Source organism: Micromonospora sp. NPDC051543 (genome assembly GCF_044454415.1).
Lineage (GTDB): Bacteria > Actinomycetota > Actinomycetes > Mycobacteriales > Micromonosporaceae > Micromonospora.
In genome coordinates, this window is sequence record NZ_JBITDT010000017.1 from 77,993 (window position 1) to 103,844 (window position 25,852).

General features: G+C 73.3%; 22 protein-coding genes. 6 read left to right on the plus strand and 16 right to left on the minus strand.

The features are described 5' to 3' along the window. Positions 1–67: 67 nt before the first annotated feature. The 4 genes from ACIA3K_RS26465 to rocD all read left to right on the plus strand — a co-directional run bounded on the left by ACIA3K_RS26465 (position 68) and on the right by rocD (position 5,486). Entirely contained in the window at positions 68–1,993 is a 1,926-nt protein-coding gene (locus tag ACIA3K_RS26465) for a lectin (RefSeq protein ID WP_396804359.1), read from the plus strand. Positions 1,994–2,168: 175 nt separating this feature from the next. Beyond that, complete coding sequence (locus tag ACIA3K_RS26470; protein ID WP_396804360.1) at positions 2,169–3,002, plus strand: thrombospondin; 834 nt, start codon at positions 2,169–2,171, stop codon at positions 3,000–3,002. Between the two features lie 454 nt (positions 3,003–3,456). Beyond that, the gene (gene ddaH / locus ACIA3K_RS26475) at positions 3,457–4,272 is read left to right on the plus strand and encodes a dimethylargininase (RefSeq protein ID WP_396804409.1); all 816 of its coding nucleotides are present in this window, start codon (positions 3,457–3,459) and stop codon (positions 4,270–4,272) included. Further along, the gene (gene rocD, locus ACIA3K_RS26480) at positions 4,272–5,486 is read left to right on the plus strand and encodes an ornithine--oxo-acid transaminase (protein ID WP_396804410.1); all 1,215 of its coding nucleotides are present in this window, start codon (positions 4,272–4,274) and stop codon (positions 5,484–5,486) included. Before ddaH ends, rocD begins: the two co-directional genes overlap by 1 nt. A 107-nt stretch (positions 5,487–5,593) precedes the next feature. Here the strand turns inward: rocD and ACIA3K_RS26485 are convergent, their stop codons facing one another. The 7 genes from ACIA3K_RS26485 to ACIA3K_RS26515 all read right to left on the minus strand — a co-directional run bounded on the left by ACIA3K_RS26485 (position 5,594) and on the right by ACIA3K_RS26515 (position 13,953). Continuing rightward, positions 5,594–6,748 (minus strand): FHA domain-containing protein, encoded by a 1,155-nt coding sequence (locus ACIA3K_RS26485; RefSeq protein ID WP_396804361.1) that lies wholly within the window; start codon positions 6,746–6,748, stop codon positions 5,594–5,596. Then, positions 6,745–7,038 (minus strand): 4a-hydroxytetrahydrobiopterin dehydratase, encoded by a 294-nt coding sequence (locus ACIA3K_RS26490; protein ID WP_396804362.1) that lies wholly within the window; start codon positions 7,036–7,038, stop codon positions 6,745–6,747. Before ACIA3K_RS26490 ends, ACIA3K_RS26485 begins: the two co-directional genes overlap by 4 nt. 69 nt (positions 7,039–7,107) lie before the next feature. Then, on the minus strand, positions 7,108–8,160 hold the full coding sequence (locus ACIA3K_RS26495; protein ID WP_396804363.1) for a fatty acid desaturase family protein: 1,053 nt from the start codon (positions 8,158–8,160) through the stop codon (positions 7,108–7,110). A gap of 133 nt (positions 8,161–8,293) precedes the next feature. After that, positions 8,294–11,725, minus strand: a complete 3,432-nt coding sequence (locus tag ACIA3K_RS26500; RefSeq protein WP_396804364.1) for an SCO7613 C-terminal domain-containing membrane protein — start codon at positions 11,723–11,725, stop codon at positions 8,294–8,296. 48 nt (positions 11,726–11,773) lie between these two features. After that, positions 11,774–12,094 carry a divalent-cation tolerance protein CutA gene (cutA, locus tag ACIA3K_RS26505; RefSeq protein WP_396804365.1) on the minus strand — a complete coding sequence of 107 codons (321 nt, stop codon included), beginning with the start codon at positions 12,092–12,094 and terminating at the stop codon, positions 11,774–11,776. 9 nt (positions 12,095–12,103) lie between these two features. Further along, complete coding sequence (locus ACIA3K_RS26510; RefSeq protein WP_396804366.1) at positions 12,104–13,120, minus strand: 1-acyl-sn-glycerol-3-phosphate acyltransferase; 1,017 nt, start codon at positions 13,118–13,120, stop codon at positions 12,104–12,106. Continuing rightward, the gene (locus ACIA3K_RS26515; protein ID WP_396804367.1) at positions 13,120–13,953 is read right to left on the minus strand and encodes a patatin-like phospholipase family protein; all 834 of its coding nucleotides are present in this window, start codon (positions 13,951–13,953) and stop codon (positions 13,120–13,122) included. Before ACIA3K_RS26515 ends, ACIA3K_RS26510 begins: the two co-directional genes overlap by 1 nt. Positions 13,954–14,117: 164 nt before the next feature. Between ACIA3K_RS26515 and ACIA3K_RS26520 the strand changes: the two genes are divergently transcribed. Beyond that, on the plus strand, positions 14,118–15,617 hold the full coding sequence (locus tag ACIA3K_RS26520; protein WP_396804368.1) for a protein kinase: 1,500 nt from the start codon (positions 14,118–14,120) through the stop codon (positions 15,615–15,617). Positions 15,618–15,631: 14 nt separating this feature from the next. Here ACIA3K_RS26520 and ACIA3K_RS26525 read toward each other — a convergent pair whose 3' ends face one another. From ACIA3K_RS26525 to ACIA3K_RS26565, 9 genes are all read right to left on the minus strand, one after another. Further along, positions 15,632–16,687, minus strand: coding sequence for a glycosyltransferase family 4 protein (locus ACIA3K_RS26525; RefSeq protein WP_396804411.1), 1,056 nt, complete (start codon positions 16,685–16,687; stop codon positions 15,632–15,634). Positions 16,688–16,827: 140 nt separating this feature from the next. Further along, positions 16,828–17,496 (minus strand): BON domain-containing protein, encoded by a 669-nt coding sequence (locus ACIA3K_RS26530; RefSeq protein ID WP_396804369.1) that lies wholly within the window; start codon positions 17,494–17,496, stop codon positions 16,828–16,830. A gap of 168 nt (positions 17,497–17,664) precedes the next feature. Next, positions 17,665–19,344 carry a trypsin-like peptidase domain-containing protein gene (locus ACIA3K_RS26535; protein ID WP_396804370.1) on the minus strand — a complete coding sequence of 560 codons (1,680 nt, stop codon included), beginning with the start codon at positions 19,342–19,344 and terminating at the stop codon, positions 17,665–17,667. 62 nt (positions 19,345–19,406) lie between these two features. Then, a complete protein-coding gene (locus ACIA3K_RS26540) occupies positions 19,407–20,963 on the minus strand; it encodes a sensor histidine kinase (protein ID WP_396804371.1) in 1,557 nt (518 codons plus the stop codon). Beyond that, a complete protein-coding gene (locus tag ACIA3K_RS26545) occupies positions 20,960–21,661 on the minus strand; it encodes a response regulator transcription factor (protein ID WP_396804372.1) in 702 nt (233 codons plus the stop codon). Before ACIA3K_RS26545 ends, ACIA3K_RS26540 begins: the two co-directional genes overlap by 4 nt. A gap of 74 nt (positions 21,662–21,735) precedes the next feature. Beyond that, positions 21,736–22,347: a PadR family transcriptional regulator gene (locus ACIA3K_RS26550; protein ID WP_396804373.1), complete on the minus strand. Its 612-nt coding sequence runs from the start codon at positions 22,345–22,347 to the stop codon at positions 21,736–21,738. Then, positions 22,344–23,168 carry a DUF4097 family beta strand repeat-containing protein gene (locus ACIA3K_RS26555; protein ID WP_396804374.1) on the minus strand — a complete coding sequence of 275 codons (825 nt, stop codon included), beginning with the start codon at positions 23,166–23,168 and terminating at the stop codon, positions 22,344–22,346. Before ACIA3K_RS26555 ends, ACIA3K_RS26550 begins: the two co-directional genes overlap by 4 nt. Positions 23,169–23,306: 138 nt before the next feature. Then, on the minus strand, positions 23,307–24,239 hold the full coding sequence (locus ACIA3K_RS26560; RefSeq protein WP_396804375.1) for a lysophospholipid acyltransferase family protein: 933 nt from the start codon (positions 24,237–24,239) through the stop codon (positions 23,307–23,309). Further along, complete coding sequence (locus ACIA3K_RS26565) at positions 24,236–25,009, minus strand: GNAT family N-acetyltransferase (protein ID WP_396804376.1); 774 nt, start codon at positions 25,007–25,009, stop codon at positions 24,236–24,238. Before ACIA3K_RS26565 ends, ACIA3K_RS26560 begins: the two co-directional genes overlap by 4 nt. A gap of 151 nt (positions 25,010–25,160) precedes the next feature. On the opposite strand from ACIA3K_RS26565, the gene ACIA3K_RS26570 reads away from it, so the two are divergent. Continuing rightward, positions 25,161–25,805: a hypothetical protein gene (locus tag ACIA3K_RS26570; protein ID WP_396804377.1), complete on the plus strand. Its 645-nt coding sequence runs from the start codon at positions 25,161–25,163 to the stop codon at positions 25,803–25,805. Positions 25,806–25,852: the final 47 nt, after the last annotated feature.

Genomic DNA, 25,852 nt, shown 5'->3' on the forward strand with positions numbered 1-25,852 from the left:
AGGAATATTAACTGTTAAGCACGCCGGCCGGCACCGACCACACCGCCGCGCGAGAGGAAGACCTTCAATGCCCGTCTCCCCCGTACCCCTGCCGTCAAGTGACCGTCAGCGGCCCCGACGCCGAGCCGTCCCGGCGGCCCTGCTCGCGATCTGCACCGCGACGGCCACCGCCGCGTTCGGGCTGCCGACTCCCGCCGCAGCCGCCGGCGAACAGGTCAACATCTGGCTGACCACTACCTCTGACTCGGGTGGCCGCCAGGTCAGCCGGGGCCTCGCGCAGCAGACCCCGATCGCCTTCGCCGCGAGCAGCGGCGGTGCGACACACACGATCACGGTCAACGAGAACACCCGCTACCAGCAGTTCGAGGGCGGGGGCGCGTCGATCACCGACAGCACGGCGTACCTCTTCCGGGGTGGCGCCATCAGCGCCACCACCCGCGACACCGTGATGAGCAAACTCTTCTCCCCGACCGACGGCATCGGGCTCTCCTTCGTCCGCAATCCCATCGGCGCCTCGGACCTTTCCCGACCCGGCAACGTCTCCCTCGACGACACCTGCTGCGACCTCAACGACTTCAACACCAACGGCTACGACACGAACGTCCGCCTGTTGACCGCGCAGGCCCGGGCACTCAACCCGGCGCTGCGGGTGATGGGCGTGCCATGGAGCGCGCCGGGCTGGATGAAGGACAACGGCCGGATGGACCAGATGGGTTGGCTCAAGGCCGAGTACTACCCGATGTACGCCCAGTACCTGGTCAAGTACGTGCAGGCGTACCAGGCCGCGGGCATCCCGGTGAACTACCTCTCGGTGCAGAACGAGCCGAACTGCTGCCAGGCGGCCAACCCGACGGCGATGACCTACCCGGGCATGAGCTGGAACGGTTCCGGGCTGGTCGAACTCACCAAGAACCACCTCTACCCCGCGCTGCGCGCCGCCGGTCTCAGCACCAAGGTGCTGGTGCACGACTGGAACTACGGCGACAACCCGAACTTCGGCGCGGTGCTGCTGGCCGACACCGGCGTCCGCAACGACCCGCTCTTCGGTGGCATCGCCTGGCACGGCTACTTCGGCGACCCGGCGGTCGGCACCCAGGTGCACAACCAGTACCCGGCGGTGCGCCAGTTCAGCACCGAGCACTCCGGCGGCACCTGGATCGGCAACCAGCACAACGAGGACCTGGCCGACATCGTGAACTACGCCCGGAACTGGAGCGGCAGTCTGGTCAAGTGGGGTCTCGCCCTCAACCAGTCGATGGGCCCGCACAACGGCGGCTGCGCCACCTGCACCGGTCTGGTCACGGTGCAGGAAGGCGGCTCCCGAGCCGGCCAGGTCGACTACACGATCGAGTACTACACGACCGGGCACCTGACGAAGTTCGTCCAGCCCGGGGCATATCGGATCGACTCGACCGCCAACGGCACGGTGCAGAACGTGGCGTACGTCAACCCGAACGGATCCAAGGCCCTGATCGCCCACAACGGCGGCACCAGCGCCCAGTCGATCAAGGTGGTCTGGGGCGGGCAGTCGTTCACGTACTCGATGCCGGCCCGGACCACGGCGACGTTCACCTGGTCGGGCACCCAGTCCGGCGGCGGAGGCGGTGGCCGGACCGGCGCGATCGTCGGCCTCGGGGGCAAGTGCCTGGACGTGGCGGCGGCCAACAGCGCCGACGGCACGGCCGTCCAGTTGTACGACTGCAACGGCAGCGCGGCACAACAGTGGACGATCGGCAGCGACAGCACGGTACGGGCACTGGGCAAATGCCTGGATGTCCGGGACAACGCCACGGCCGACGGCGCGCGGGTGCAGATCTGGTCCTGCACCGGGAGCCTCAACCAACGCTGGACCGCGACGGCCGCTCGTGACCTGGTGAGCGCAAGCGCGAACAAGTGTCTGGACGTACTGAACAACACCTCGGCCAATGCCACCCCCACCCAGATCTGGACCTGCACCGGTGGCGCCAACCAGAAGTGGACGGTGCCCGCCTGACCCGACGCGAACGCACCACGGGCGCTGGGTCGTCGGGACGGCGACCCGGCGCCTGTTGGGGTGAGTGTCGGAAATCGAGCATCTGGGTATCTCCGTGATGTACCGCGTGGGTGCCATGCGAAACCTCGGCCACCACGCATTCATCAGGAGGTGTGTAGTGGTCAGGATTCCTTCGTTGTCCCGGCGGTCCGAGCAGACGCCGACGCGGGACGAGAACCTTGACGGCCGCGTCGACGGCCGCGACACCCCGGTCACCGAGACGGGCCGGACCGACACCACGAGCGGTCAACCGGTCGTCACCGATCGGGATGCCGAGCAGACGACGTACCGCAGCAAGACGGCGACCGACGAGACCGCGGCGACCACCGGGCAGACCGGGCGCACCGGCGAGGCCGAGCGGCGGGCCGCGGAGCGCGCGGCCGTGGCCCGCGCCGCCACCGCCCGGCCGGCCGAGACCGACACCGCTCGCACGACGGAGGGCGAGGCCCGGCCGCTCGCCGCGAAGACGGGCACCGCCGCCGTCCCGACCATCGAGCGCGACAAGGACCTCGACGGTACGACTCGACGGTCGGAGCGCGACACGGACCTCGACCGGACGACGACCCGGCGGCCCGACGTGACCGACAGTCCGGTCGACACGACCCCCGCTCGCGACACCGAGCCGGAGCCGGTGACGCGCGGCCCGAAGCCGCGGGCCAGCCTGCTCGCCACCCTCGGCCTGATCGTCTCCGTCGTCGGCGCGCTGTTCGTGCTGAGCGGCACCCTGGCCGGGTACGGCATCGGGCTCGGCGCGTTCGGCGCGGTGCTGTCGGTGCTGGGCCTGATGGCGACCCGCCGCCGGCACGTCGCCGGCAAGACCGACGCGCTGTTCGGCATCCTCATCGGCCTGGCGGCCGTGGTCGTCGGCGTGCTGGCGATGACCGGTCAGTTCGTCTGGCCGACCACGGACGGCGACTGGGTGCAGCGCCTCCGTGAGTGGCTTGACTCACAGTTTGTGGATCGTTTCTAGCGGGCACTGTTCCGCTCGCCGGTGGTGCACCGGCGAAGAGCCGGCGGTTCGCCGGCAGCCCGACGGTGGTTCACCAGCAGGGCGACACCCTTTCAGGGGCGGCGATTCGCCGCCCCTGAAGTGTGTCCGGAGTTCATTCGCACTTCCCCCCACGCAACACCGTGCGTCCGATTACCGGACGCCAGGTGTTGCGCCCGTGGAAGCAGAGCAAAGGGTGCGCACCCACCACCCGCACCCCGGACTCGACCGGGTGACCCAGAGCACGAACCAGCCCCCACCGGCTTACCCACGCAACGAATCCCTCCCCAGGTGCGCCCAGACGCAACGAATGTTCGGTCTGCGCAACTCTCGGTGGTGGATCCTTTCGCCGACGCCGCATAACGTTGAGCAACGGCGCCAGCCCGTGGGCCACGGTGGCCGGGCGCGCCCGACCCCTGGGAGCAGGACAATGACGATGGACGCCACCAGCCAGCGCCTCTTGATGTGCCGGCCGACGTACTTCGCCGTCGACTACGCCATCAACCCCTGGATGGACCCGAGCGCGCCGGTCGACCCCGCGCTGGCTGTCCGCCAGTGGGAGCAGCTTCGCCAGACGTACCTTGACCTGGGCCACACCGTCGAGGAGATCACTCCGGTGCCCGGCCTGCCCGACATGGTCTTCGCCGCCAACGGCGGCACCGTGATCGACGGCAAGGCCATGGCCGTGCAGTTCCGCGACCCGCAACGCGCCGACGAGGCGCCGGCCTACCGGGCCTGGTTCGAGGCCGCCGGCTTCGAGATGTACGACCCGAAGCACGTCAACGAGGGTGAGGGCGACGTCCTGCTGGCCGGCGACCACCTGCTGGCCGGCACCGGCTTCCGGACCGCCCACGCCGCGCACGCCCAGTTGCAGGAGGTCTTCGGCTACCCGGTGATCACCATGCAGCTCGTCGACCCGCGCTTCTACCACCTGGACACCGCGCTGACCGTCCTCGACGAGCGGACCGTGGCGTACCTGCCGGAGGCCTTCTCCCCCGGCAGCCAGGCCGTGCTGCGCCGGCTCTTCCCCGACGCCGTGCACGCCACCATGGCCGACGCCGAGGTGCTGGGCCTGAACGCGGTCAGCGACGGACGGCACGTCGTGCTGCCGGCGCAGGCCACCGACCTGGCCGCCAAGCTGCGCGACCGGGGTTACGAGACCATCGGTGTCGACCTGTCCGAGCTGCGTAAGGCCGGCGGCGGACCGAAGTGCTGCACGCTGCGACTCCGTCAGGGAAAGGCAAGCAAGTGATCGTGGACGACAAGCTGCGGACGCCGGGAGCGGTCCGGGACGCCGAGCGCTGGACGGCGCACAACTACCACCCGCTGCCGGTGGTGATCTCGTCGGCCGAAGGCGCGTGGCTCACCGACGTGGACGGCAAGCGCTACCTGGACTGCCTGGCCGGCTACTCGGCGCTGAACTTCGGCCACCGGCACCCGCAGCTCATCGCCGCCGCGCACGCCCAACTCGACCGGCTGACGCTGACCAGCCGCGCGTTCATCCACGACCAGTTCGCCGACTTCTGCCGGGAGCTGGCCGAGCTGTGCGGCAAGGACCTCGTGCTCCCGATGAACACCGGCGCCGAGGCCGTGGAGACCGGGATCAAGGTGGCCCGCAAGTGGGGTTACCAGGTCAAGGGCGTACCGGCCGGTCAGGCGAACATCGTGGTGGCCGAGGGCAACTTCCACGGCCGGACGACCACCATCGTCAGCTTCTCCACCGACGAGGACGCCCGCGCCGACTTCGGGCCGTACACCCCGGGGTTCACGGTCGTGCCGTACGGCGACCTGGACGCCCTCGCCGCCGCGATCGACGAGAACACCGTCGCCGTGCTGCTGGAGCCGATCCAGGGTGAGCAGGGCGTGGTGGTGCCGCCGGAGGGTTACCTGCCGGGCGTACGCCAGGTCTGCACCGAACGGAACGTGCTGTTCATCGCCGACGAGATCCAGTCGGGTCTGGGGCGTACCGGCCGGACCTTCGCCTGCGACCACGAGGGCGTCGTGCCCGACATGTACCTGCTGGGCAAGGCGCTCGGCGGCGGCATCGTGCCGGTCTCCGCGGTGGCCGCGAACACCGACGTGCTGGGCGTGCTCAAGCCCGGCCAGCACGGCTCCACCTTCGGCGGCAACCCCCTGGCCTGCGCGGTCGCCACCGAGGTCGTACGGCTGCTGGCGACGGGCGAGTTCCAGCGCCGCTCGGCCGAGCTGGGCGAGCGGCTGCGGGCCGGCCTGGAGGGACTGGTCGGCAAGGGCCTCGTCGGCGTCCGCGTCCGGGGCCTGTGGGCCGGTCTGGACATCGACCCGGCGCTGATGAGCGGACGCGAGGCGTGCGAGCGCCTGATGGAGCGCGGCATCCTCGCCAAGGACACCCACGGGTCCACCATCCGGCTAGCCCCGCCCCTGGTCATCACCGAAGAGGAGATCGACCAGGCCATCAAGGTCCTCACCGAGGTCCTGGCCGCGTAACACCGCCGCCCCGCGTTGATCATGAAGTTATTGCCCGCCACCTCGGCGTGTCGTGGCGATAACTTCATGATCAACCGGGGTGGGCGTGGGCCGGCGGCACGGGGCCGTCAGGGGCGGGGTAGGCGCATCGCCATGGTGGGGGCCTCGGCCATTACCGAGGTGGGGGTGAACGGGGCGCCGGTGGGCAACTCCTCGGCGCGGCCGATCTGCACGCCGGGGTACAGCTCGATCATGTCGTTCTCGCCCAGCACCCGGGACTGCTGCGGGGCCAGCGGAATCCGGTCCGACTCGGCCATCGACCCGGCCGGTCGGATGCCCGAGCCGTTGGTGCTGATGTCGGTCACGATGACCTCGCCGACCCGCAGCTCGAAGTGGACGTGACCACGGCTGATCCACCGCCGGGCCTCGTCGTTGAGCCACTGCCCGAGCATGATCCCGCCCTCCTGCTCGGGTGCCCGGCCGGCCACCACCGGCTGCTCCTCGCTGAGCACGAACCGCCGCCGGACCAGGCCGCCGACGCGTACCGCGAGCACCTCCGTACGCGGACGCGGGCCCACGTCACCGAGCCGCGCGCCGTGCCGGGGACAGGTCGGTACGCCGTTGCGCAGCGAGGGCGGCGGCTGCGCGGCCGGACTGCGGTCCGCGCCACCGGCGAGGTCGGCGAACGCGCCACCCCCACCACCGCCGCCGAACAGCGCGCACCCCGACTCCGGGCACCGCCACTCACGGGCCAGCAGCTTCGCCCCGGTGGGCGAGCGCTTACCGGCGACCGGGGCGTGCCCGCCGCCGACGTGCGCGATGAACACCGGACCACCCGCGCCCGGCACCGGGGCGACCACCCGACCCGGCTGCTCGACCAGCCACGGGAACCGTCCACGCAGCCCGTCGAAACGAACCCGGGTGAGCACCGGCACGCCCAGCAGGTCCGCCACCTCCAGCATCCGGTCACCGGGATTGTCGAGCACCTCGACCAGCCCGTCGTCCGCCCAACGGCGGACCACCATCCGCTCGTTGGACGTCAGGTCGGCGTCGGAGAGCAGCGCGCGGTGCACCACCGCGTACACCTGGACGCTGTCCTCCTCCAGTTCGCGGGAGAGCGCGTCGATGACCATGCCGAGGCGCAGCAGGCTCGCCGGCCGACCGCCGTCGATGTCTTGGTAGCGGATAATCTCGGCCAGGTCGAGCACCGCCCGGACCAGCGACGGATCCGTGCAGACCCGCCCCTCGATGGCGTCGAGCACCTTGCTGATCTCAAATCTCATGCCGCGCTCCGGACGATGTCGTCAATCCGCCTGGCCAGCTCGATGTCCCGGTGGGTCACCCCGCCGGCCGAGTGCGTGACACAGCGGAAGGTCAGGGTCCGCCATCGGATGTCGATGTCGGGATGGTGGTCGAGTTCCTCGGCCACCGCCGCCACCCGGTCCACCACCGCGATGGCGTCCGGGAAACTGCCGAGCTGGGCGGTACGGCCGATGCCGGTCGGGTCGCCCGACCAGTCGGACAACCCGCCCAGCTCTTTCCGCACCGCGTCCGCGGTGAGCAGGTCTGCCATGAGCAGACCCTACCGGTGGCGCGTCCGCCGGGTCGGACACGCCACCGGTGGACAGCACAGCGGGACGCGTCAGCCGCGCAACGGCCGGCCCACCTCGTGCAGGTGAGCGAGCGCCTGCCGGTACGACTCCACCAGACCCGTCTCCGCGTACGAGATGCCCTGCTCGGCGCAGTAGGCGCGCACGATCGGCTGCGCCCGGCGCAGGTTGGCCCGGGGCATGTTCGGAAACAGGTGGTGCTCGATCTGGTAGTTGAGCCCGCCCAGCGCGGTGTCGACCAGCCGGCTGCCCCGCACGTTGCGTGAGGTCAGCACCTGCTTGCGCAGGAAGTCCAACTCGTCCTCGGCGGTCGGCATCGGCATGCCCTTGTGGTTCGGCGCGAACGCGCAGCCCATGTAGAGGCCCCACAGCGCCTGGTGCACGGCGGCGAAGAGCAGCGCCTTACCCGGCGACATGACCGCCAGCAGCAGCGCCACGTAGCCGACGGTGTGCACCAGGAGCAGCGCCGCCTCGACCGCGCGGTGCCGCATCGGGGTGGCGTACCGGCCGTCCGGCCCCCGGCCGACGATCGCCCGGATGCTCGCCGCGTGCAGGTTCAGACCCTCCAACAGCAGCATCGGAAAGAACAGGTACGCCTGCCGCCGCGCCAGCCAGCGACCGAACCCTCGGGTGCCGAGTGCCTGCTCGTACGTCCACACCAGGGCGCCCGCGCCGACGTCCGGGTCCTCGTCCTCGTGGTTCGGGTTGGCGTGGTGCCGGTTGTGCTTGTCGACCCACCAGCCGTAGCTGAGCCCGACCGCCGCGTTGCCGGCGACCAACCCGACCAGCTCGCTGGGAAGGCGACGACGGAACATCTGGCGGTGTCCCGCGTCGTGGCCCAGGAACGCGACCTGGGTGGTGGCCACCGCCAGCACGACAGCCAGCGCCACCTGCCACCAGGAGTCGCCGACGAGGACCACGGCGACCCACCCGGCCACGAACGCGCCGAGGGTGAGCACGATCCGGGCCACGTACGAGGCGGGCCGCCGCTCCAGCAGACCGGCTTGACTGACCCGTCGGGACAACTGTGCGTAGTCACTACCCCGCCGTCGTGCGGGCCGTTCCGCCACCGCTCCGAGCGCCATCGCTGCTCCCCGCTTCATGTGGATCGGACCGGACGGTCCGGGCTTACCGTCAACCCTGCCCAAAAAAGTCGCGCTGAGTAACCCTGGGAACCCCCGTACGGGGGGTAGGGCGGGCCCTACCCCCGACCTCGACTCAGCCCAGCCGGGCCACCACGGCGCGCAGTCGGGCCAGGTCACGCCGCCGCCGCTCGTAGCTCGCGGCCAACCCGATCAACGCCAGCCCGCCGACGCCCAGGTAGATCCACCGGGGCAACAGGTCCCAGCCACGGGCCAGCTCGTGCAGCGCCAGGACCGCCAGCACCGCTCCCCCGACCAGCACCGGCGCCTGCCAGCGACGGCGGGCGCCGGCCAGCACGACGCCCAGCGCCGCCGCCCCGAGCAGCAACCGCCGCCACGGCTGTGGGTCCGGCCCGGCCAGCACCGACACCAGGCTCGGCACCAGCGCCGCGACCAGCCCCGGACCGAGCGCCGGCCAGCTGGTCAGCCCCGACCGGGTCCGCATCACCAGCAGCCCTGCCCCGACGGCGAGCGCCGCCGCCGGCAGGGTGTACGCCTCCAGCACGGTCACCCCGCCCGCCGCCAGCAGCACCCACGCCCCGAGCAGCTCGCTGCCGGCGGCGACGGCCGCGAACCGCCACCGTCGACCGGCCGGCTCGCCCCGCCGCAGCAGCCGCAGCGCCACGGCCACCCCCCACAGCACGCAGACGGTCGCGAGATGCCGGGCCGACTCGACGGCGAGCACCGCCGCCACCAGCGCCACCGCCTGCGCGGCGGCATCCAGCACCCGGCCGACGACCACCCGCCGGCCGCTCGCGGCGGCAGCAACGGCGAGGACCAGCACGGCCACCCCCAGCAGCGGGTACGCCGCCGCCCGCACCGGCATCCCGCCGGCGAGCGTCGCCGACACCGCCAACGCGCACGCCGCGCCCACTGCCGCGACGCTGCCGGCGACGCGTACCCCGGCCAGCCGCGCCCCGACGCCGATGACCACGGCCGCCACGACGAGCGCGCTCTCGGCCACGAGCGTGCCGGAACGGGTGGCCAGGAACCCCGTCACCCCGGACACGGCCAGCACCGCCCCCGTCGGCGCGACGAGCGACGCGAGCGCCCACCGGGGCGTCAGCAGCGCGGCGAGCAGCAGCGCGGACACCCCGGCGAGCAGGGTGGCCGCCGGCAGCACCGGCCAGGGCGCGCCCACCGCGACGAGCAGCACCGGCAGCGCGGCACCGACGAATGGCACGGCGGCCAGCACGGGTGGGCGTACCCGCCATCCGGCCAGCACCGCCGCCACCGCCAGCGTGCCGAGCGCCAGCCCGGCGGGGAGCAGCCCACGGTCGGCGACGACGGCCGGCGCGCCGGACCAGACCGGCCCGGGGATGCCGTACGGCGCGAACAGCGCCCCCCACACCGCCGGCAACGCGGCCAGCACCGCGACCCCCGCCAGCACGGCACCCGCCGCCAGCACACCCGACGCGCCGACCACCGACGGCCCCCCGACCGACGGCTGCTCCCCCGCCCCGACCGGCTCGTCACCGGTCGTCGACAGGCCGCCCCAACGGACGACGAACGCGACACCGAGCGCCGCCAGCGCGGCGTACAGCGTGACCGGCTCGTCCCCCGCCGCCAACAGCGGCGCGACCCCGGCCGCCAGCGCGGCGACCACCGAGCCCGTCACCGCGTACCCGAGCAGGTCGGTCCGGCGGCGACGCACCGCGAGCGCCGCGACCAGCGAGAGCCCGGCGGCGGCCAGGGCCGCCCGGGCCTGCCACCACGGCGGCGCACCGGCCGCGAATACCGCCGTCGCGGCGACGCCGGGCAGCGCGAGCTGCGCGACCACCACACCCACACCCGCCACCCGGCGGTACGCCCCGACCCCCCGCCGCGACGCGAGGGCCACCCCGAGCACCCCCGTGGTGCCCAACGCCACCGTCACGCCGACCGGATCGGCGAGCGCCACCAGCAGGGCGTGCCCGAGCAGGACCGCGCCGCCGGACGCCCAGCCGAGCAGGATCGCCGCTCGGGTCGCCGGACGGGCCAGCACGGCGAGCAGCAGCACGGACCCACCCACCAGGTCCACGGCCACCACCGTCGCCCACGACGCCGTCCAGCCGACCGGGACGGCGAGCAGCACCGCCACCGCTCCGGCCGAGGCGAGCACCGCCCACAGGCGTCGGGGCAGCAGCGACACGGTCGCGGCCAGCGCCAGTGCCACGGCGGGCGCCACCTGCCAACCCCACCTCAGGTCCGGCCCCCAACCGGCCCCGTGCCACGGTGGCAGCGACCGGGCGGCGGCGGCCACCGCCAACGCGCCGGTGATCAGTACGGTGATCTGCGCCGTGCCGGCGGCGACCAGCAGCGCGCCGGCTCGCGGCCCGGCACGCCAACCGGCGGGCAGCAACCGCACCGCCCCCGCTAGGACGAGCGCCACCGTCGACGCCGCGAGCAGCAGCAGCGACGGACGCAGCTCGCCCACCGGGCGCAGCAGCGCGGCGGCGAGCACCGGAACCAGCAGCCCCGCGGCCACCGCCCGCAGCGCCGCGCCGCCGACCAGCCACGCCGCGCCGACCCCCGTCACCGCGACCAGCAGCAACGGCGCCCCGGCCAGCAACGGCGTACCCGCCGCCCGCCCCAGCAGCAACGGCACCAGCGCACACGCGGCGGCGGCGACCAGCGCGCCGACGTGACCCACCCCGGCGAGCACCCGACCGGCCAGCCGGGCGCCCGCCACGCCGTCGCGCAGCGCGACCAGCACCCCCAGGTCGAGCAGGGCCACCCCGAGCAACACCAGCGCCCAGCCGTCCGCGCCGACCTCGGCCTCCACCGCGAGCAGCGGCAGCACAGGCTGGGCCGCCACCAGCGCGGTGAACCAGGGCCCGGCCAACCCGCTGAGCCGCCCGTACGCGACGGCGACCACCGCGCTGCCCACCCCGACCAGCGCGGCGTACCGGGTGCCCGGCCAGTCGGACACCCCGGCCAGGTCCACCGACCAGGCGGCGTACCCGTCGAGCAGCACCAGCAGCAGGCCCACCGCGGCGAACGTCTCCGCCGTCCCCCGTAGACCCCGCCGGACCACCAGCAGCGGGACGGCCAGGACCAGGGCCGTGACCGCCGCCAGGATCAACGCCCGGCCACCGACCCCCACGGCCGCCCAGGCCACCGCCGTGAAGACCACCGCCGCCGTGCCGAGCAGCAGTCCACCCAGGACGAACAGCAGCCCCTGGACAGTCCGCGTCGAGGTCTCCGCCACGCCGGGTGCCGGCGTAGCCACCGCTGGCGTCGACGCTGCGAGCGGCGTCGCCGGCACGACCGGAGTCCCCGCCGCCCGCTGTGCCCGCACGGCGGCGGCCAGCTCGGCGCGCCGTCGCGAGGTCGTCGCCAGCAGACCCGCCAACTCGGTGTACGTCCGGCGGGCCCGCTCGACCTCGGGTTCGAGGCGAGCCACCTCGCGGCCGAGTCGGACCACCTCGGCCGCCGTCGGGTCCGGTGGGCGGTGGCAACTGGCGCAACCGGCGCTCAGGTCGGCCGGGCCGCCGCAGGCGGGGCAGGGATAGCGGGTGTCGTCCACCCGGTCATCATCGAGAAACCGGTGGGGTACGGCCCAGAGTAGGCGTACCTAGGGGCGGGTGTGGTCGTGCACCCAGGCCGCGTAGGCAGGGTTCCCGCTCTCCACTCTCGACACGAGGATCTCCGGAACCTCGTACGGGTGGCTGGCCCGGATCTGGTCCACCAGCGCGGCCAACCGGTCTGGCGCGGTCTTGAACTGCACGGACCACTCGGTGCTGGTCTCCACCCCGGAACGCCACCAGTAGGTGCTGTCCACCTGACCGCCGACCTGGGCACAGGCGGCGAGCCGCCCGGCGACGGCCGCGGCCGCCAACACGTCCGCGACCGAACGCGCATCCACCACCGTCGTCACCACGCAGATCTGGTCCACGAGCGCACCCTACGCGGCAACCTCACGGTTGGCGGCGATCCACGTGTCGATCTGCGCCCACCAGTCGAAGAGCCAGTCGATGCGCTGCTGCCGCTCGGTCGGCACCTCCTCCGGCGGCACCGACCAGAACCGCATCACGATCCGCTTGTCCATGGGCAGTTCCCGCCACACGTCGCCGATGGTGAGCATCTGGTCCAGACCGGTGTGGGCGACGAAGATGACCCCGGCGTCCGGTGCGGCGTCCAACGCGGCGAGCACCCCACCGGGCTGCGGGGCGAGCACGTGGCGCATCCGTTCGGCACGCCTCGCCATGCGCTCCAGGCCGAGCGAGCGGAGCCGGGCGATGGCGCGCAGTCGCCGCCTCGGGGTGAAGTTGCCGCCCTCCGGGAAGATCACGAACGCGTCGTTGTCGTCCAGGCCGGTAGCCAGGTGCCCGACCTGGCGTACGGTCTCCTCGCCACGCTCCGCCGTGGGCGCGATGAACCGGTTGGGCAACCTGTTGAGCAGCACGTCGATCGCCGGGTCCCACTGGAGGCTGTCCTTGAGGACGATCCGCGGCTCCCGCTTGAACCAGTTGACCAGCCCGTGGATCAGGATGAACGAGTCGCCCGGCCCGGCGTGCCGGCACAGCACCAGCTCGGGCCGCCCGGGCAGGGCAGTGTCCGGGTCGGTGCCGACCACGTCGATGCTCAGCCGCAGCGACCAGCGGGCCTGCCAGAACAGCACCCGCAGGAACCAGCCGGCCAGCACGTAGTGCGCGCGCTGGAAGGCCGGCGACCGGCTGCGCCAGCCGAAGCCGGAGGCGAGCCAGAGGACGAACAGGGCGAGCAGGGCGGCGGCGTCCCAGACCAGGTAGACACAGCCGATCCAGAGCACCCGCAGGGGACGCAGCCGGCCCGGGACCAGCGGCGAGGCAGCCGCGGCCAGCAACGCCCAGACCGGCAGCGTGGTCACCACGACGACCGCGAGCAGCACCACGCCGGGAGCGATCAGCAGCCGCCGCAACCACCTGGGAGGAAGTGGCATCAGCGTTCCACGTGGGTGGCGAGGTAGCGGCGGGAAGCGGTGTACGCCCGGCTGATCCGGCGGCCCACCGCCGCCATGTCCCGGTACGCCCACGGCGTGTCGTCGCGCGGATTCAGCCCACCGGTCGGGAGGACGTGCACCTCCAAGCCCTCGGGCAGCGCGGCCATCTCCCGGAAGAATCGGTGCCGGCGGGAGATCTCGAACGCCACCTGCGCGATCTCCCACGGCCGCCGGGGCGGCGTCAGCTCCCGTTCGATCCGGCCCACCTGGAGGACGAAGACCTGACTCGCGCCCGCGGCCACCGCCTCGCCGATCGGGATGGAGTTGACGATGCCACCGTCGATGTAGTGCGCCCCGTCGATCTCCGTGGGTGGGAGCAGGCCCGGCACCGACGCCGACGCCAACACCGCCGGCACGACCGGGCCGCTGGTGAACCAGTGCTCGGCGGCCCGCTCGATGTGGGCGGCGCAGCAGCGGAACGGCACCCGCAGGTCGGCGAAGGTGGTGTCCACGCCCAGCTCAGATTCGAGCAGCCGGCGCAGCGGCCGGGGCGAGTGCAGATGGGTACGGGCGGCGAAGCGGCGCAGTTGCCGGGCGACCGAGTCGCCGTACACCTCGCTGGCCTCGGGTGACGCCCAGAGCCGGACCAGCCGGTCGGTCACCGCCTCGGACGGGTCGGCGGCGACCAGCGCGCCGTTGACCGCGCCGATCGACGTGCCGAGCACCATGTCGGGCTGGATGCCGGCGCGGAACAGGGCGCGCAGCATGCCCACCTCGACGGCGCCGAGCACCCCGCCGCCGCCGAGTACGAACGCCACCGGTCCCGCAGCCATGTCCTCATCCTGGCACGGGCCCGCCGCCCACCCACGGGCCGCCGCCACCGGACGGTCGGCGCACCCCAGCCACCGTCCGCCGACGATCCTCACCGTCGGCGTTGACAGGGTGGACACATTCGCGCAACCTGATACCGCTCCCACCCCGAGGGCAGGTGCGATCCGTGAAGGCAGCATTGCATCCGGGCCGCTTGCTGGCCCGCAGGTACCGACTCATCGACCAGATCGGTGCCGGCGGCATGTCGGTCATCTGGCGAGCGCGGGACGAGGTGCTCGACCGCTTCGTGGCGCTGAAGGTGCTCGCCGCCTCGCTGGCCGCCGACGCGCGGTTCCGCGACATGGTGCGGGAGGAGGCGCGCGCCGCCGCCCAGTTGGTGCACCCGCACGTGACGTCGGTGCACGACTACGGCGAGACGGTCGACCCGGACGGCTCCATCACCTCGTTCGTCGTGATGGAGTTGCTGAGCGGCGAGGAGTTGGAGCTACGGCTCACCGAGGGGCCGCTGCCGTGGGCCGAGGCCGTCGAGGTGGGCGCCCAGGTCGCCGACGCTCTGGCCGCCGCGCACCGGCTGGGCATCGTGCACCGGGACATCACCCCGGCCAACGTCATGATGACGGCGATGGGGGTGAAGGTCCTCGACTTCGGCATCGCCACCCGGATCGGCGCACCGGACGAGGACGAGGACGGCGGCACGTTCGGCACCCCGGCGTACGTCGCCCCGGAACGCCTCGACGGCGCGCCCGCCCAGCCGGCCACCGACGTCTACTCGCTCGGCGTGCTGCTGTACGAGGCGTTGACCGGGCGGGTGCCGTACCCGGCGGACACCTGGGAACAGCTCAGCGCCGCGCTCGCCGGCGGCCCCGCGCCGACGCTGGCCGGCGTGCCGGAGCTGCCCACCGAGGTCGCCCGGATCTGCCTGCGCAGCCTCGCCCGCGACCCGGCCGACCGACCGACGGCCCGGCAGGTCGCCACCGTGCTGCGCGGCCACCTGCTGACGCCCGACCCACCGAACGCCACGATCGCGGTGCCGGTCCCGACCCCGTCGGGCTCGTTGCCGCAGCCGACCGTCGCTCCGGCCGCGCGGGCGGGCGTCGTGACGGTGGTACGCGTCGACGACGTGGCCCGGCCGCTGACATCGCCCGGCGACGGTCCCGGCCGGTCGTTCCGACGTCCGGCGCTGCTCCTGATCCCGGTGGTCCTGGCCGTCGGCGTGGCGCTGGCCGGGGTGGCCCTGCTCCCCGACGACCAGCCTCGTCGCCAGGCGCGGCCCAGTGCCGGCCCGACGACGCCCGCACCCAGCGGGCCGCCGACCGATCCGCCCGCCACCCAACCGTTCCAACCGGCGCCGGCGAGGTCGTCAGCGCCGCCCAGCGCCGCGTCCACCGCCGGGCCGGGCACCCTCGCCGAAGCTGGCATCCGCGTCAACGCGCTCGTCGACGCCGGGGTACGCGACGGGGAGATCCGTAGCGATGTCGGCCTCGACCTGCGCCAGTCGCTGGGCAATCTGCTCGTCGCCGTCAGCTCCGGCCAGGACGAGCTGGCACCATCGGTGGCGCGGCTGCGGGCGAAGGTCGCCGTCCGGCTCGGCGAGGGAGGGATCAGCCCGGCGTACGCGCAGCGGCTCGACGCCGCGATCGCCGAACTGGGCGCGGCACGTGTCTGATCCGGGCGGGGCGGTCAGCGCACCGCGACGGTGGCCGTGCGCCGCACGTCGGCCCGGCCGAGGGCGAAGCGCTGGTAGACCTCCTCGTAGCCGTACGCCATCCGCTCGACCGAGAAGTTCTCGGCGACATGCTCGACACAGTCGCGTGGGTCCAGCTCCCGGGCGGCCAGCAGCGCGGCGGGCAACTCCGCAGGCCCGCGGCAGATCAGCCCGGTACGTCCCGGACGCACCAGTTCCGGCACCGCACCCCGGTCCAGGGCGACCACCGGCGTACCGGTCGCCATCGCCTCCAGCATCACCATGCCGAACGGCTCGTCCCACTGGATCGGCATGATCAGGCAGCGGGCGTCCACGAGCATCCGCAGGGTCTCGGCACGGTCGGCGTTGAGGACGACTGTCACGTCCTCGTCGAGAAGCGGCTCGACGACCTGCTCGTAGTAGCGCCGCTCGGCCGGCTCGTTGCACTTGCCGGCCAGCAGCAGCGGTAGGCCCGCCTCGCGGCAGGCGCGGATGGCGACGTCCGGGCCCTTGTCCGGGCTGAACCGGGCCAGCCACAGCACCGGCCCGGGGCCCGGCTCGGTCTTACGCGGAAAGCCCCGCAGGTCCAGTGCGTTGTGCACGGTGCCGGCCCAGGGCAGGCCCATGTTGAGTCGACGCTGGGCGTGCGAGATGGCCACCAGGGCGACGTTCTCGTCGGCGTCGCCGAGCACGTCGCCGTACTCCCCCACCGGGTTGCCGTGCACGGTCGCCACCGTCGGCACCGACCGGCGACCGGCCACCAGCGGGCCGATCGTGCTGTGGTCGTGGATCACGTCGAAGTCGGCCGGCGTGATCAGGCGGTTCACCCGGGCCAGGTGCGCCAGCTCCGGCAGTGACTCGCCGAGCCGTTCGTACTGCACCTCCGCCACGGTGGAGACGAAGCCGCTGGCGGCGGTGCCATGGTGATCGCCGGCCCCGAACAGGGTCAGCGCGTGACCGTGCGCGGTCAACGCGTCCACCAGGCCGGCCACCACCTGTTCCAGGCCGCCGTAGCCGGGCGGCGGCACGGACAGCCAGGGCGGGACCACCATCGCGATGCGCAACGACCGCTCCGGCGGGCGGTCGGCGGGCGGGTGGTTCACGGCCACGAGTCCTCCCCGTTGGTCCCCCGGTCGGCATGGTTCGCGAGGGTTCCCCCCGCGACCACCGATAAACCGGACAAGACGGACGCTCACCCGCCGACCAGGAGTTGGTCGTGCACGACCCGCACACCCGGCGTGGACCACGCCACCCGCTCCACCTGGTCCCGTTCCCACCACGAGCGGACCACCCCGGCGAGGACCAGCGTGTCGCCGTCCACCTCCACCGTCACCCGTTCGCCGCCGAGCGTCCGCGCCAGCGCGCGCCGGACGTCCTGCCGTGTCCGCTCGTCCGGCGGCGGCGTCGACGGTCGCACCTCGACGAGGTTCGTGACACCCCGTACGCCGTCCAGGCGGCGCAGCTCCCCCTCGGCGGCACGGCGCTGCCAGCCGAACTCGACCTCGCCACGCAGCATCAGCCAGCCGTTGGCCACGCTGACGTCCAACCGCTCCGCGGGCACGAAACTGTCCCATTCGAGGGCGCGGGACGCCGCGAGGGCGATGTCACCGTCGGTACGCCCCGGCGTCCCCGGAAGCCGTACCTCGATCTCGTCGGCCACCGCCCGTACGCCCCGCACCCGCTGGGCGCACCGGGTGGCCGCCCAGCCACGGGCAGCGCCGTCGACGTACCCGGTGAGGGTGACCACCCCCCGATCGACGGTCACCCCGATCTCGTTCGGCAGTACCTGCGGATCCCAGGCCAGCTCGGCCAGGACGTCCCGCTGGATCCGCTGGTCGTCCTCGACATCCACCGTGCTCATCGGCCTACCCCCGTACGCTCGCCGGCTCGCCCGACGAGCCTTCCGGGCGTACGGGTGACGGCGGCTCACCCTCCTCGGGTGAACCGCCGTGGAAAAAGCGGCGGGTGACGGAGCCAACCCCCTTGGCTCCGCCACCCGCCGCCGGAGGGAGGCAGGTTCGGTGGACGGTCAGGACGTCTCGGTGAGCGTCACCGTCGCCGTCTTCTCGGCCCCGTTGCGCTTGAAGTGCAGCTCGACCCGGTCACCGACCTTGCCGGCCTGCACCGCGCCCACCAGGTCGTCGGAGTCGTTGATCGGCTTGTCGCCGAAGCGGGTGACGACGTCGCCCTGCTGGAGGCCGGCCTTCTCGGCGGGGCTGCCCGGGGTGACCGAGGCGACCAGCGCGCCGCCGCCCTCGGCCTGGTTGACGCCGACCCCGAGCGACGGGTGGGAGACCTTCTCGCCGCGCTGGAGCTTGCCCGCCACGTCCTTGGCCTTGTTGCTCGGGATGGCGAAGCCGACGCCGATGTTGCCGGTGCTCTGCCCGGAGGTGGCGATGGCGGTGTTGACGCCGATCACCTCGCCCCGGGTGTTGACCAGCGCGCCGCCGGAGTTACCCGGGTTGATCGGCGCGTCGGTCTGGAGCAGCCCGGAGATCGAACTGACGGCCTGGCCCTGCTGCCTCGGGTCCTGCTGCTGGCCCTCGCCGGCCCGGATGGTGCGGTCCCGGGCGCTGAGGATGCCGGCGGTCACCGAGCCCTGGAGGCCGAGCGGGCTACCCAGCGCGAGGACCTGGTCGCCGACCTGCATGGCGTCGCTGTCGCCGAACTTCGCCGGCTTGAGGTCGCTCACCCCGTTGGCCTTGACCACGGCAAGGTCGGTCTTCGGGTCGGTGCCGACGATCTTCGCCTGGACGTTCCTGCCGTCGGCGAAGACGACCTGCACGGTGTCCCCACTCGCGGAGGCGACCACGTGGTTGTTGGTGAGCACGTAGCCGTCGGAGGTAAGCACCACGCCGGAACCCTCACCGCTGTCGGTGGCGATCGAGACGACGCTGTCCTGTACGGCGGCGGCGATCTTCGGCAGGTCGGCGCTGTTGAGCACCGGCGCTGCCGTGTAGGTGCGGGTGACGCCGCCACGGTCGCCGTCGAGGGCGAGCGCGAGCGCCCCACCGGCCACGCCGGAGCCGAGCATCAGGGCGAACACCGCGACGCCGGCGCCGGCGAACTTGGCGATCCGGCCCGGCCGGGGCCCGGAACCGGGCGGCGTGGCCTGCGGGCCCCAGGGCGGCACGGGCTGTCCCGGGTGCTGGGCGTGCTGCGCGTGCTGTCCCGGGTGCTGGGCGTGCTGTCCCGGGTGCTGCGGGTAGGCCCCGCCCGGCTGGCCCCCGCCGGCCCAGCCGGACTGCTGGCCCGCGTACCAGGGGGCGCCCGGGTAGCGACCGTCGGTCGGCTGCGGGTAGCCGTGCTGGCCGGGCGCCGGGTGGCCGGAGACCGGGTACGGCGGCGCGGACGCACCGGCGGTCGGCGGCTGATACCCGGTGGGCTGGCCGGCGGCCGGCTGGTACCCGGCGGTCGACGGCTCGTACCCGGTGGGCTGCGCGGCGGTCGACGGCTCGTACCCGGTGGGCTGCGTGTCGGTCGGCGGCTCGTACCCGGTGGGCTGGCCGACGTGCGCGACGGGCGCGGTCGGCGCGTCGTCGGCGGCCGGGATGGCGGCGGTCGGCGTCGCGTCCCCGTGGGCCGCAAGGGAGGTGGTCGGAGAGTCGGACTGCGCGCGCTCGTCGCGCGGCAGCTCGGCGGTGGGGTGCGACGGCTCGGCGTCGGTGGGGGCCGGCCGGCGCTGCGGGTCGGACTCGAACTCGGTCATGTCCCTACCTTCTCCCTCGGCACTGCAATCAAGCTGGAACCGTCCTGGAAGTTGGCTGAAAGTCACTCACCGCTCTCCTCGGTCGACGGCAGCAGCGGCAGCCGGACCCGGAAGGTCGCCCCACCACCTGGCGTCTCCGCCACCTCGACCGAGCCGTGGTGGGCGGTCACCAGAGCCGCCACGATGGCCAGGCCGAGGCCCGTACCGGTGTTGCCGTCGGCGCGTCGGGTCCGCGCCGCGTCGGCGCGGTAGAACCGCTCGAACACCCGCTCCGCCTGCTCCGGGGAGAGCCCCGGGCCGGTGTCCGCCACCTCGATGACGGCGAGGTTGCCCGTCTCGGCGCGCAGTCGCAGGCGAATCTCGGCGTCCGGTGGGGTGTGGGTGAGGGCGTTGGTGACGAGGTTGCCGATGACCTGGCGCAGGCGTGCGTCGTCGGCGAAGACGACGAGCGGACCCGATCCGGGCTCGATGTCCAGGTCGATCCGCCGGTCCGGGGCCATCGCGCGGGCCGCCTGGACCGCGTCGGAGGCGAGCACCGGCAGCTCCACCGGGGCCAGCGAGAGCGGGCGTTCCCGGTCCAGCCGGGCCAGCAGCAGCAGGTCCTCCACCAGCAGACCCATCCGGGCCGCCTCGTCCTCGATCCGGCGCAGCAGGCCGGCGGTCTGCTCCGGCGCACGGGCCGCGCCCTGCCGGTACAGCTCGGCGAAGCCGCGGATGGTGGTCAGCGGGGTCCGCAGCTCGTGCGAGGCGTCCGCCACGAACTGCCGCATCCGCTCCTCGGAGCGCCGGGCCCGCGCCTCGGACGTCTGGGCGGCGGCGGCCGCGTCCCGGGCGCTGCTCTCCGCCGAACGGGCGGCTGTCTCGGACGCCGCGCGAGCGGTGAACGCCGCCTCGATCTGGGTGAGCATCGCGTTCAGAGCGCGGGACAACCGCCCCAGCTCGGAGGTGGGATGCTCCTGGCCCTGTTCGGGGTCGGGCACCCGGCGGGTGAGGTCGCCACCGGCGATGGCGGCGGCGGTCTGTTCGATCTCGACGAGGGGCTTGAGGCTGGTCCGGACGATCGCCGCGCCGACCGACGCCAGCATGATCAGCACCGCGCCACCGACCAGGAGGTCTATCCAGACGAGCTGCTTGACCGCCCGGTCCACGTCGGTCAGCGGCTGGCCCACGGCCAGCACGGAGCCGTCCGGCTGGGGGGCGTAGAACACCCGCCAGCGGGTGTAGCCGTTGTGGGCCAGGACGGTCTGCGGCTCGCCCTCCGCCGCCTCGAAACCCGCGCGGCTGGTGGGGAACGCGGGCAGCTGGTCGGGGTCGTAGCTGAGACGGTCGTATTTGGGCTGGTACACCTGCTGCTCGTCGGCCACGATGACGACGTAGTCGCTGGGCAGCATCGCGCCGACCTCACCGCTGCGCAGCTTCGGGAGCAACTGGCCGAGGCCCTGGGCGGTCGACCTGACCTGCCCGTCGACCTGGCCCTGCAGGTAGTTGCGCAGGAAGTAGGCGGTCAGCGAGCTGATCACCAGCAGCGCGACGGCGACCAGCGTGAGCACCGAGGTGACCAGTTTCAGCCGCAGCGGCACGCTGCGGACCCGCACCTTCGCCTGCTGGACCGGGTTCACGCCGCCGGCTTGCGCAGCACGTACCCCACGCCCCGGAGGGTGTGGATCAACCGGGGCTGCCCGGTGTCCACCTTGCGGCGCAGGTAGGAGATGTAGGACTCGACGATGTTGTCGTCGCCCCGGAAGTCGTAGTTCCAGACGTGGTCGAGGATCTGCGCCTTGGACAGCACCCGGTTGGCGTTGAGCATCAGGTAGCGCAGCAGCTTGAACTCGGTTGGGGAGAGCTGCACCCGCTGCCCGGAGCGGTGCACCTCGTGGGTCTCCTCGTCCAGCTCCAGGTCGGCGAAGGTGAGCCGGGACGGGGTCTGCTCGCCGGTGGTGGTGCGACGCAGCACGGCGCGGATCCGGGCGGTCAACTCCTCCAGGCTGAACGGCTTGGTGACGTAGTCGTCGCCGCCCAGGGTGAGCCCGCGGATCTTGTCGTCGGTGGCGTCCCGCGCGGTCAGGAAGACCACCGGGGTACGCGTACCGCCCTCGCGCAGCATCCGGATGACCTCGAAGCCGTCGAGGTCCGGCAGCATCACGTCGAGCACGACGAGGTCGGGCCGGTGGTCCTTGGCGGCGTTCAGGGCCGCGCTGCCGCTGGTCGCGGTGGCCACGTCGAAGCCCGCGAAGCGCAGGCTCGCGGAGAGCAGTTCGAGGATGTTGGGGTCGTCCTCGACGACGAGAAGTCGCGCCTCGGTCTGGGTAGCGGCCATGGGCCCAATCATCGGTGACATCACTGCGCCGACGCTGGACGCTTCCTGGAAAAATCCTGTGAGTCGCCGAACGGTCAGCGCAGCAGCCGGCGCAGCCCGTCCAGGGCTCCGTCGAGCAGCCGGATCGCCGTGCGCAGTTGAGTGTCGCTGAACTGCCGCCCGCGCGCCAGGCGGCTCACCTCACCGGTGAACGAGGCCAGCCGCTCGTCGAACTCGTCGAGCAGGGCGGCGCGTGGCGCGTCGGGCGGTGGCGGTCGGTGTGACGACGCGGAGGGTGCCCACCGCGCCCGCCGGGTCTGCCGGGCGGCCTCGCTCAGCTCCCGCTTGAGGTCACGCGTCGAGCCGCGCACCTCGCTGCGGATCTCGCCGGCCAGGGTGGAGAGGTCCGCCACCGAGGCCGCGATGTCCGCCTCCAACGCGGCCAGCTCACCGGCGCGTTGGCGCAGCTCGTCGAGGCCGGCGTCGGTGATGGCGTACGTCTTGCGGCCACCGGCGGCGGTGTGGCTGACCAGCCCTTCGGCCTCCAGCCGTTGCAGCCGGGGATAGATGGTGCCGGCGCTGGGCGCGTAGAGCCCGAGGAACCGGTCCTCCAGGAGGCGGATCAGCTCGTAGCCGTGCTTGGGACCGTCGTCCAGGAGCTTGAGCAGGTAGAGCCGGAGCCGTCCGTGGCTGAACACGGCGGTCACGGCAGCTCCTCGGAATCGTCGTCGACCGCTCGGGCGAGCAGGGCGATGCTGCCCGAGGTCGCGGAGGCCCAGAGCTTACCGTCACCGCTGCCGAGCACCCCCTCGCTGCTCGGCAGCGGGTATGTCGAGCTGCGGACCTGCGGAAAGCCGCTGGTGATCCGGCCGGCGGCGGTGTTCAGCCGGACGGAGAGGTCGCTGTCCTCGCGGACCCGGACGGTGATGCTGCCGGAGATCGTGGCGAGCCGGATGTCGCTGCGTCGGGGATTGTCCAGGTCGCAGGTGATCGCGCCGGAGACGGTCTGCGCCCGCACCCGCTCGGCGGCGCTGTCGGCGAGGATCACCTCCCCGGAGACGGTCTCCAGGGTGAGGTCGCCGCGCACCCCGAGCGCCTCCACCGGCCCCGAGGTGAGCTTCGCGAAGGTGGTGCCGCGCAGACCCATGAGAGTGATCTGGCCGGCGGCGAGGTCGACGGTGGTCTGCCGGCGCAGCCCGGAGACGACCACCGAGCCCGCGCCCAGGCCCAGGTCGGCGAGGACATCGGCGGGGACGGCAACCGACACGTCCACCCGGGGGAAGCGGTGGATCGCCCGGAGGCCGCGCAGGAAACCCGGCCAGCCCCATTCGCGCTCCTGGCGGATGCTGAGGTGGCCGTCGGAGTGGTCGATCAGGACGGGTCGACGGCCGATCTCGGTGATGTCGATCCGGGCCGGCCCGTCGGTAGCGACCACGTTGAGCCGTCCGCTGACGAGGCGGACGTCCAGCCGGGTGACCGGACCGTCCAGGGTGAGCCGCTGCGGCGTCTCGACCGTCCATCCGGCCATGGCTGTGCTCCTCTCGACGGCACGGAGCGTGCCTCTCGAGAAGACAGTAACGCGATACATCGCGATACGACAAGACTGTCGCGAGACGTTGTGCGACGACGCCCGCCAAGACCCGGGGGAGCCTGCGAGCGCGCCGGTTCAGGCGGCCAGGTCCAACTCCCGGCCGGGGTCGGGCGTCGGCGCTGGAAGGGCCGGGGGCAGGGTGGCGACGGGCCGCAGCCGGGTCCGCGCCGGGGCGGTCGCCACCAGGTGTACGGCCGACTCGGCGGCCCGGGCCAGCAACCGCCGGTCGGCGTCCTGCCCCGGGTGCAGCGCGGCGGCGATCGTCACCGACACCACCAGATGCCGGGCCGCGACCACCCGGGCCACCGAGCGCAACAGGGTGTCCGCGCCGAGGAACGCGGCGACGGTGGTGCACGCCCCGGTGTCCGCGATCCGGTACCCGAGCCGCAGCGGCACCACCGGAGCGCCCGCGTCGATCGCCGCCTGGAACATGGCCGGACGGAAGCCGCCCCCGGGGCGACACTCGGCCGTGCCGTTCCCGGCACACCAGGTCGTACCCTCGGGAAAGACCGCGACCGACCGGCCGGCGCGCAGCGTGTCGGCGAGCCGGCGCACGGTGGCCGGAAGCGCACGCGGACGCGACCGGTCCACGAAGACCGTGCCCGCGGCGGCGGCCAGCAGCCCGACCACCGGCCACGATCGGATCTCCCGCTTAGCCACCATCCGGGTGGGCGCGACCGCCAGCACGGCGAGGATGTCCAGCCACGACACGTGGTTGGCGACCAGCAGCGCGCGCCGCCGGGGCAGCCGTCCCTTGATCACCAGCCGGACGCCGAAGGCGCGCACGGTGCCACGGGCCCAGGCGCGCAGCAGGGCCTGCCGCTCCGGCGCCGGCAGTACGGGGAGCAGCACCGCCACGCCCACCCCGGCCAGCAACATGCCGCCCGCCGCGACCAGCCGGAGCGCCCGACGGGCCACCGACACCGTGGGCACCTCGCCGGCCGTCGGCAGGCAGTCGTCGTCGCAGCCCGACGAGGGCCGCCACAGGTCCTGCGCCGCGACGCTCACCGCTCGTCCCCGCCCAGGAAGTGCCGCAGGTAGCGCGGGTTCATCCGGTCGAGGGAGAAGAGCACGTAGAAGTCGGCGCACCCGAAGTCGGGGTCGTACGACGGCTCACCGCAGATCCACGCGCCGAGTCGCAGGTAACCGCGCAGCAGCGGCGGGACCGCCACCCGAGCACCCGGATCGGCGGCGGGAGTCAGGGCGGCGGCCGGCTCGGCGAACCACGGACGCAGCGGCCGGACCCGCAGCGGCGGCGGCGACAGGTGCCGGGCCTGGGCCTGGGCCCACACCCCGGCGACCGTACGACCGCCGTCGTCGACCGGCACCGAGGCGCAGCCGCCGAGCCAGCGGGAGCCGCGCAGGTGCAGGTAGCGGGTGAGACCGGCCCACATCAGGTTGATCACCGCGCCGGAGCGGTGGTCCGGATGCACGCAGGAACGGCCCGTCTCGACGAGGTCGTCGCGCAGTGGGTCCAGCGCGGCGAGGTCGAACTCGCTCTCGGCGTACCGCCGGTCGGTACGCCCCGGCGGCAGCAGCCGGTACGTGCCGACCACCTGCCCGGTGCTGTCCTCCCGGACGATGAGGTGGTCGCAGTGGGCGTCGAAGGGGTCCACGTCCAACCCGGCCGCGCCGGGTGCGAGGGTGGCGCCCAACTCGGTGGCGAACACCTCGTGGCGCAGGCGTTGCGCGGCCGCGACCTGGGTGGGGTCGTCAGCGATCAGCAGGGTGTATCCGCTGGTCGTCATTGGCGTGCCAGCGACATGCAGAACGGCCATGGGATCTGTGTAAGGGCCCCGGGTGCCATCGGCGGGCACCGCTGGTGTCGGACGGATGAACGCCGGCCGGCGGATGCCTGCGGGATGCCTTCGTGCGAGGCTGCGGGACGGACCGGCGATGACGCCGCTCCACGCCAACCGGAGGTCACCCATGCGCGTCGAGTCCCGCTACAACGGGCCCACCGGCTCCGGCAACGGCGGGTGGAGCGCCGGGCTCTTCGCCGCCGCGGCGGGGTTCGGACCGGTCGAGGTGACGCTGCGTCGGCCACCGCCGCTGGAGACGGAGCTGACCCTCGTCGACGGCGAGGTCCGGGACCCGGCCGGCGACCTGGTGGCCGAGGTCCGCCCGGCCGGTGTCGTGGACGCGGTCGTACCACCTGTCGACGCTCCGACGGCGGCGGAGGCGGCCACCCGCTACCCCGGGTTCGTCGCGCATCCGTACCCCGGGTGTTTCGTCTGTGGTCCGGGCCGGACCGACGGCTTGCGGATCTTCCCCGGACGGCTGCCGGACGGCCGGACCGCCGCGCCGTTCCACGCGCCCGAGCAGGTCGACGACGCCACCGTCTGGGCCGCGCTGGACTGCCCCGGCGGCTGGACGGTGCTCGCGTCGGACCGCCCGTACCTGCTCGGCCGGATCGCCGCCGTGGTCACGGCCCGGCCGGCGCCCGGCGACGAGTGCGTGGTGACCGGCGCGCTGATCGGTGTCGACGGCCGCAAGGCGCTGGTACACACCAGCCTGTACGGCCCGGACGGCGCGTTGCTCGGCGCGGCCCGGGCCACCTGGATCGCCCGCTGAGGTCCGTCGTCGTCCCGGACGTCGTTCCCAAGGAGGACCACGCCGTA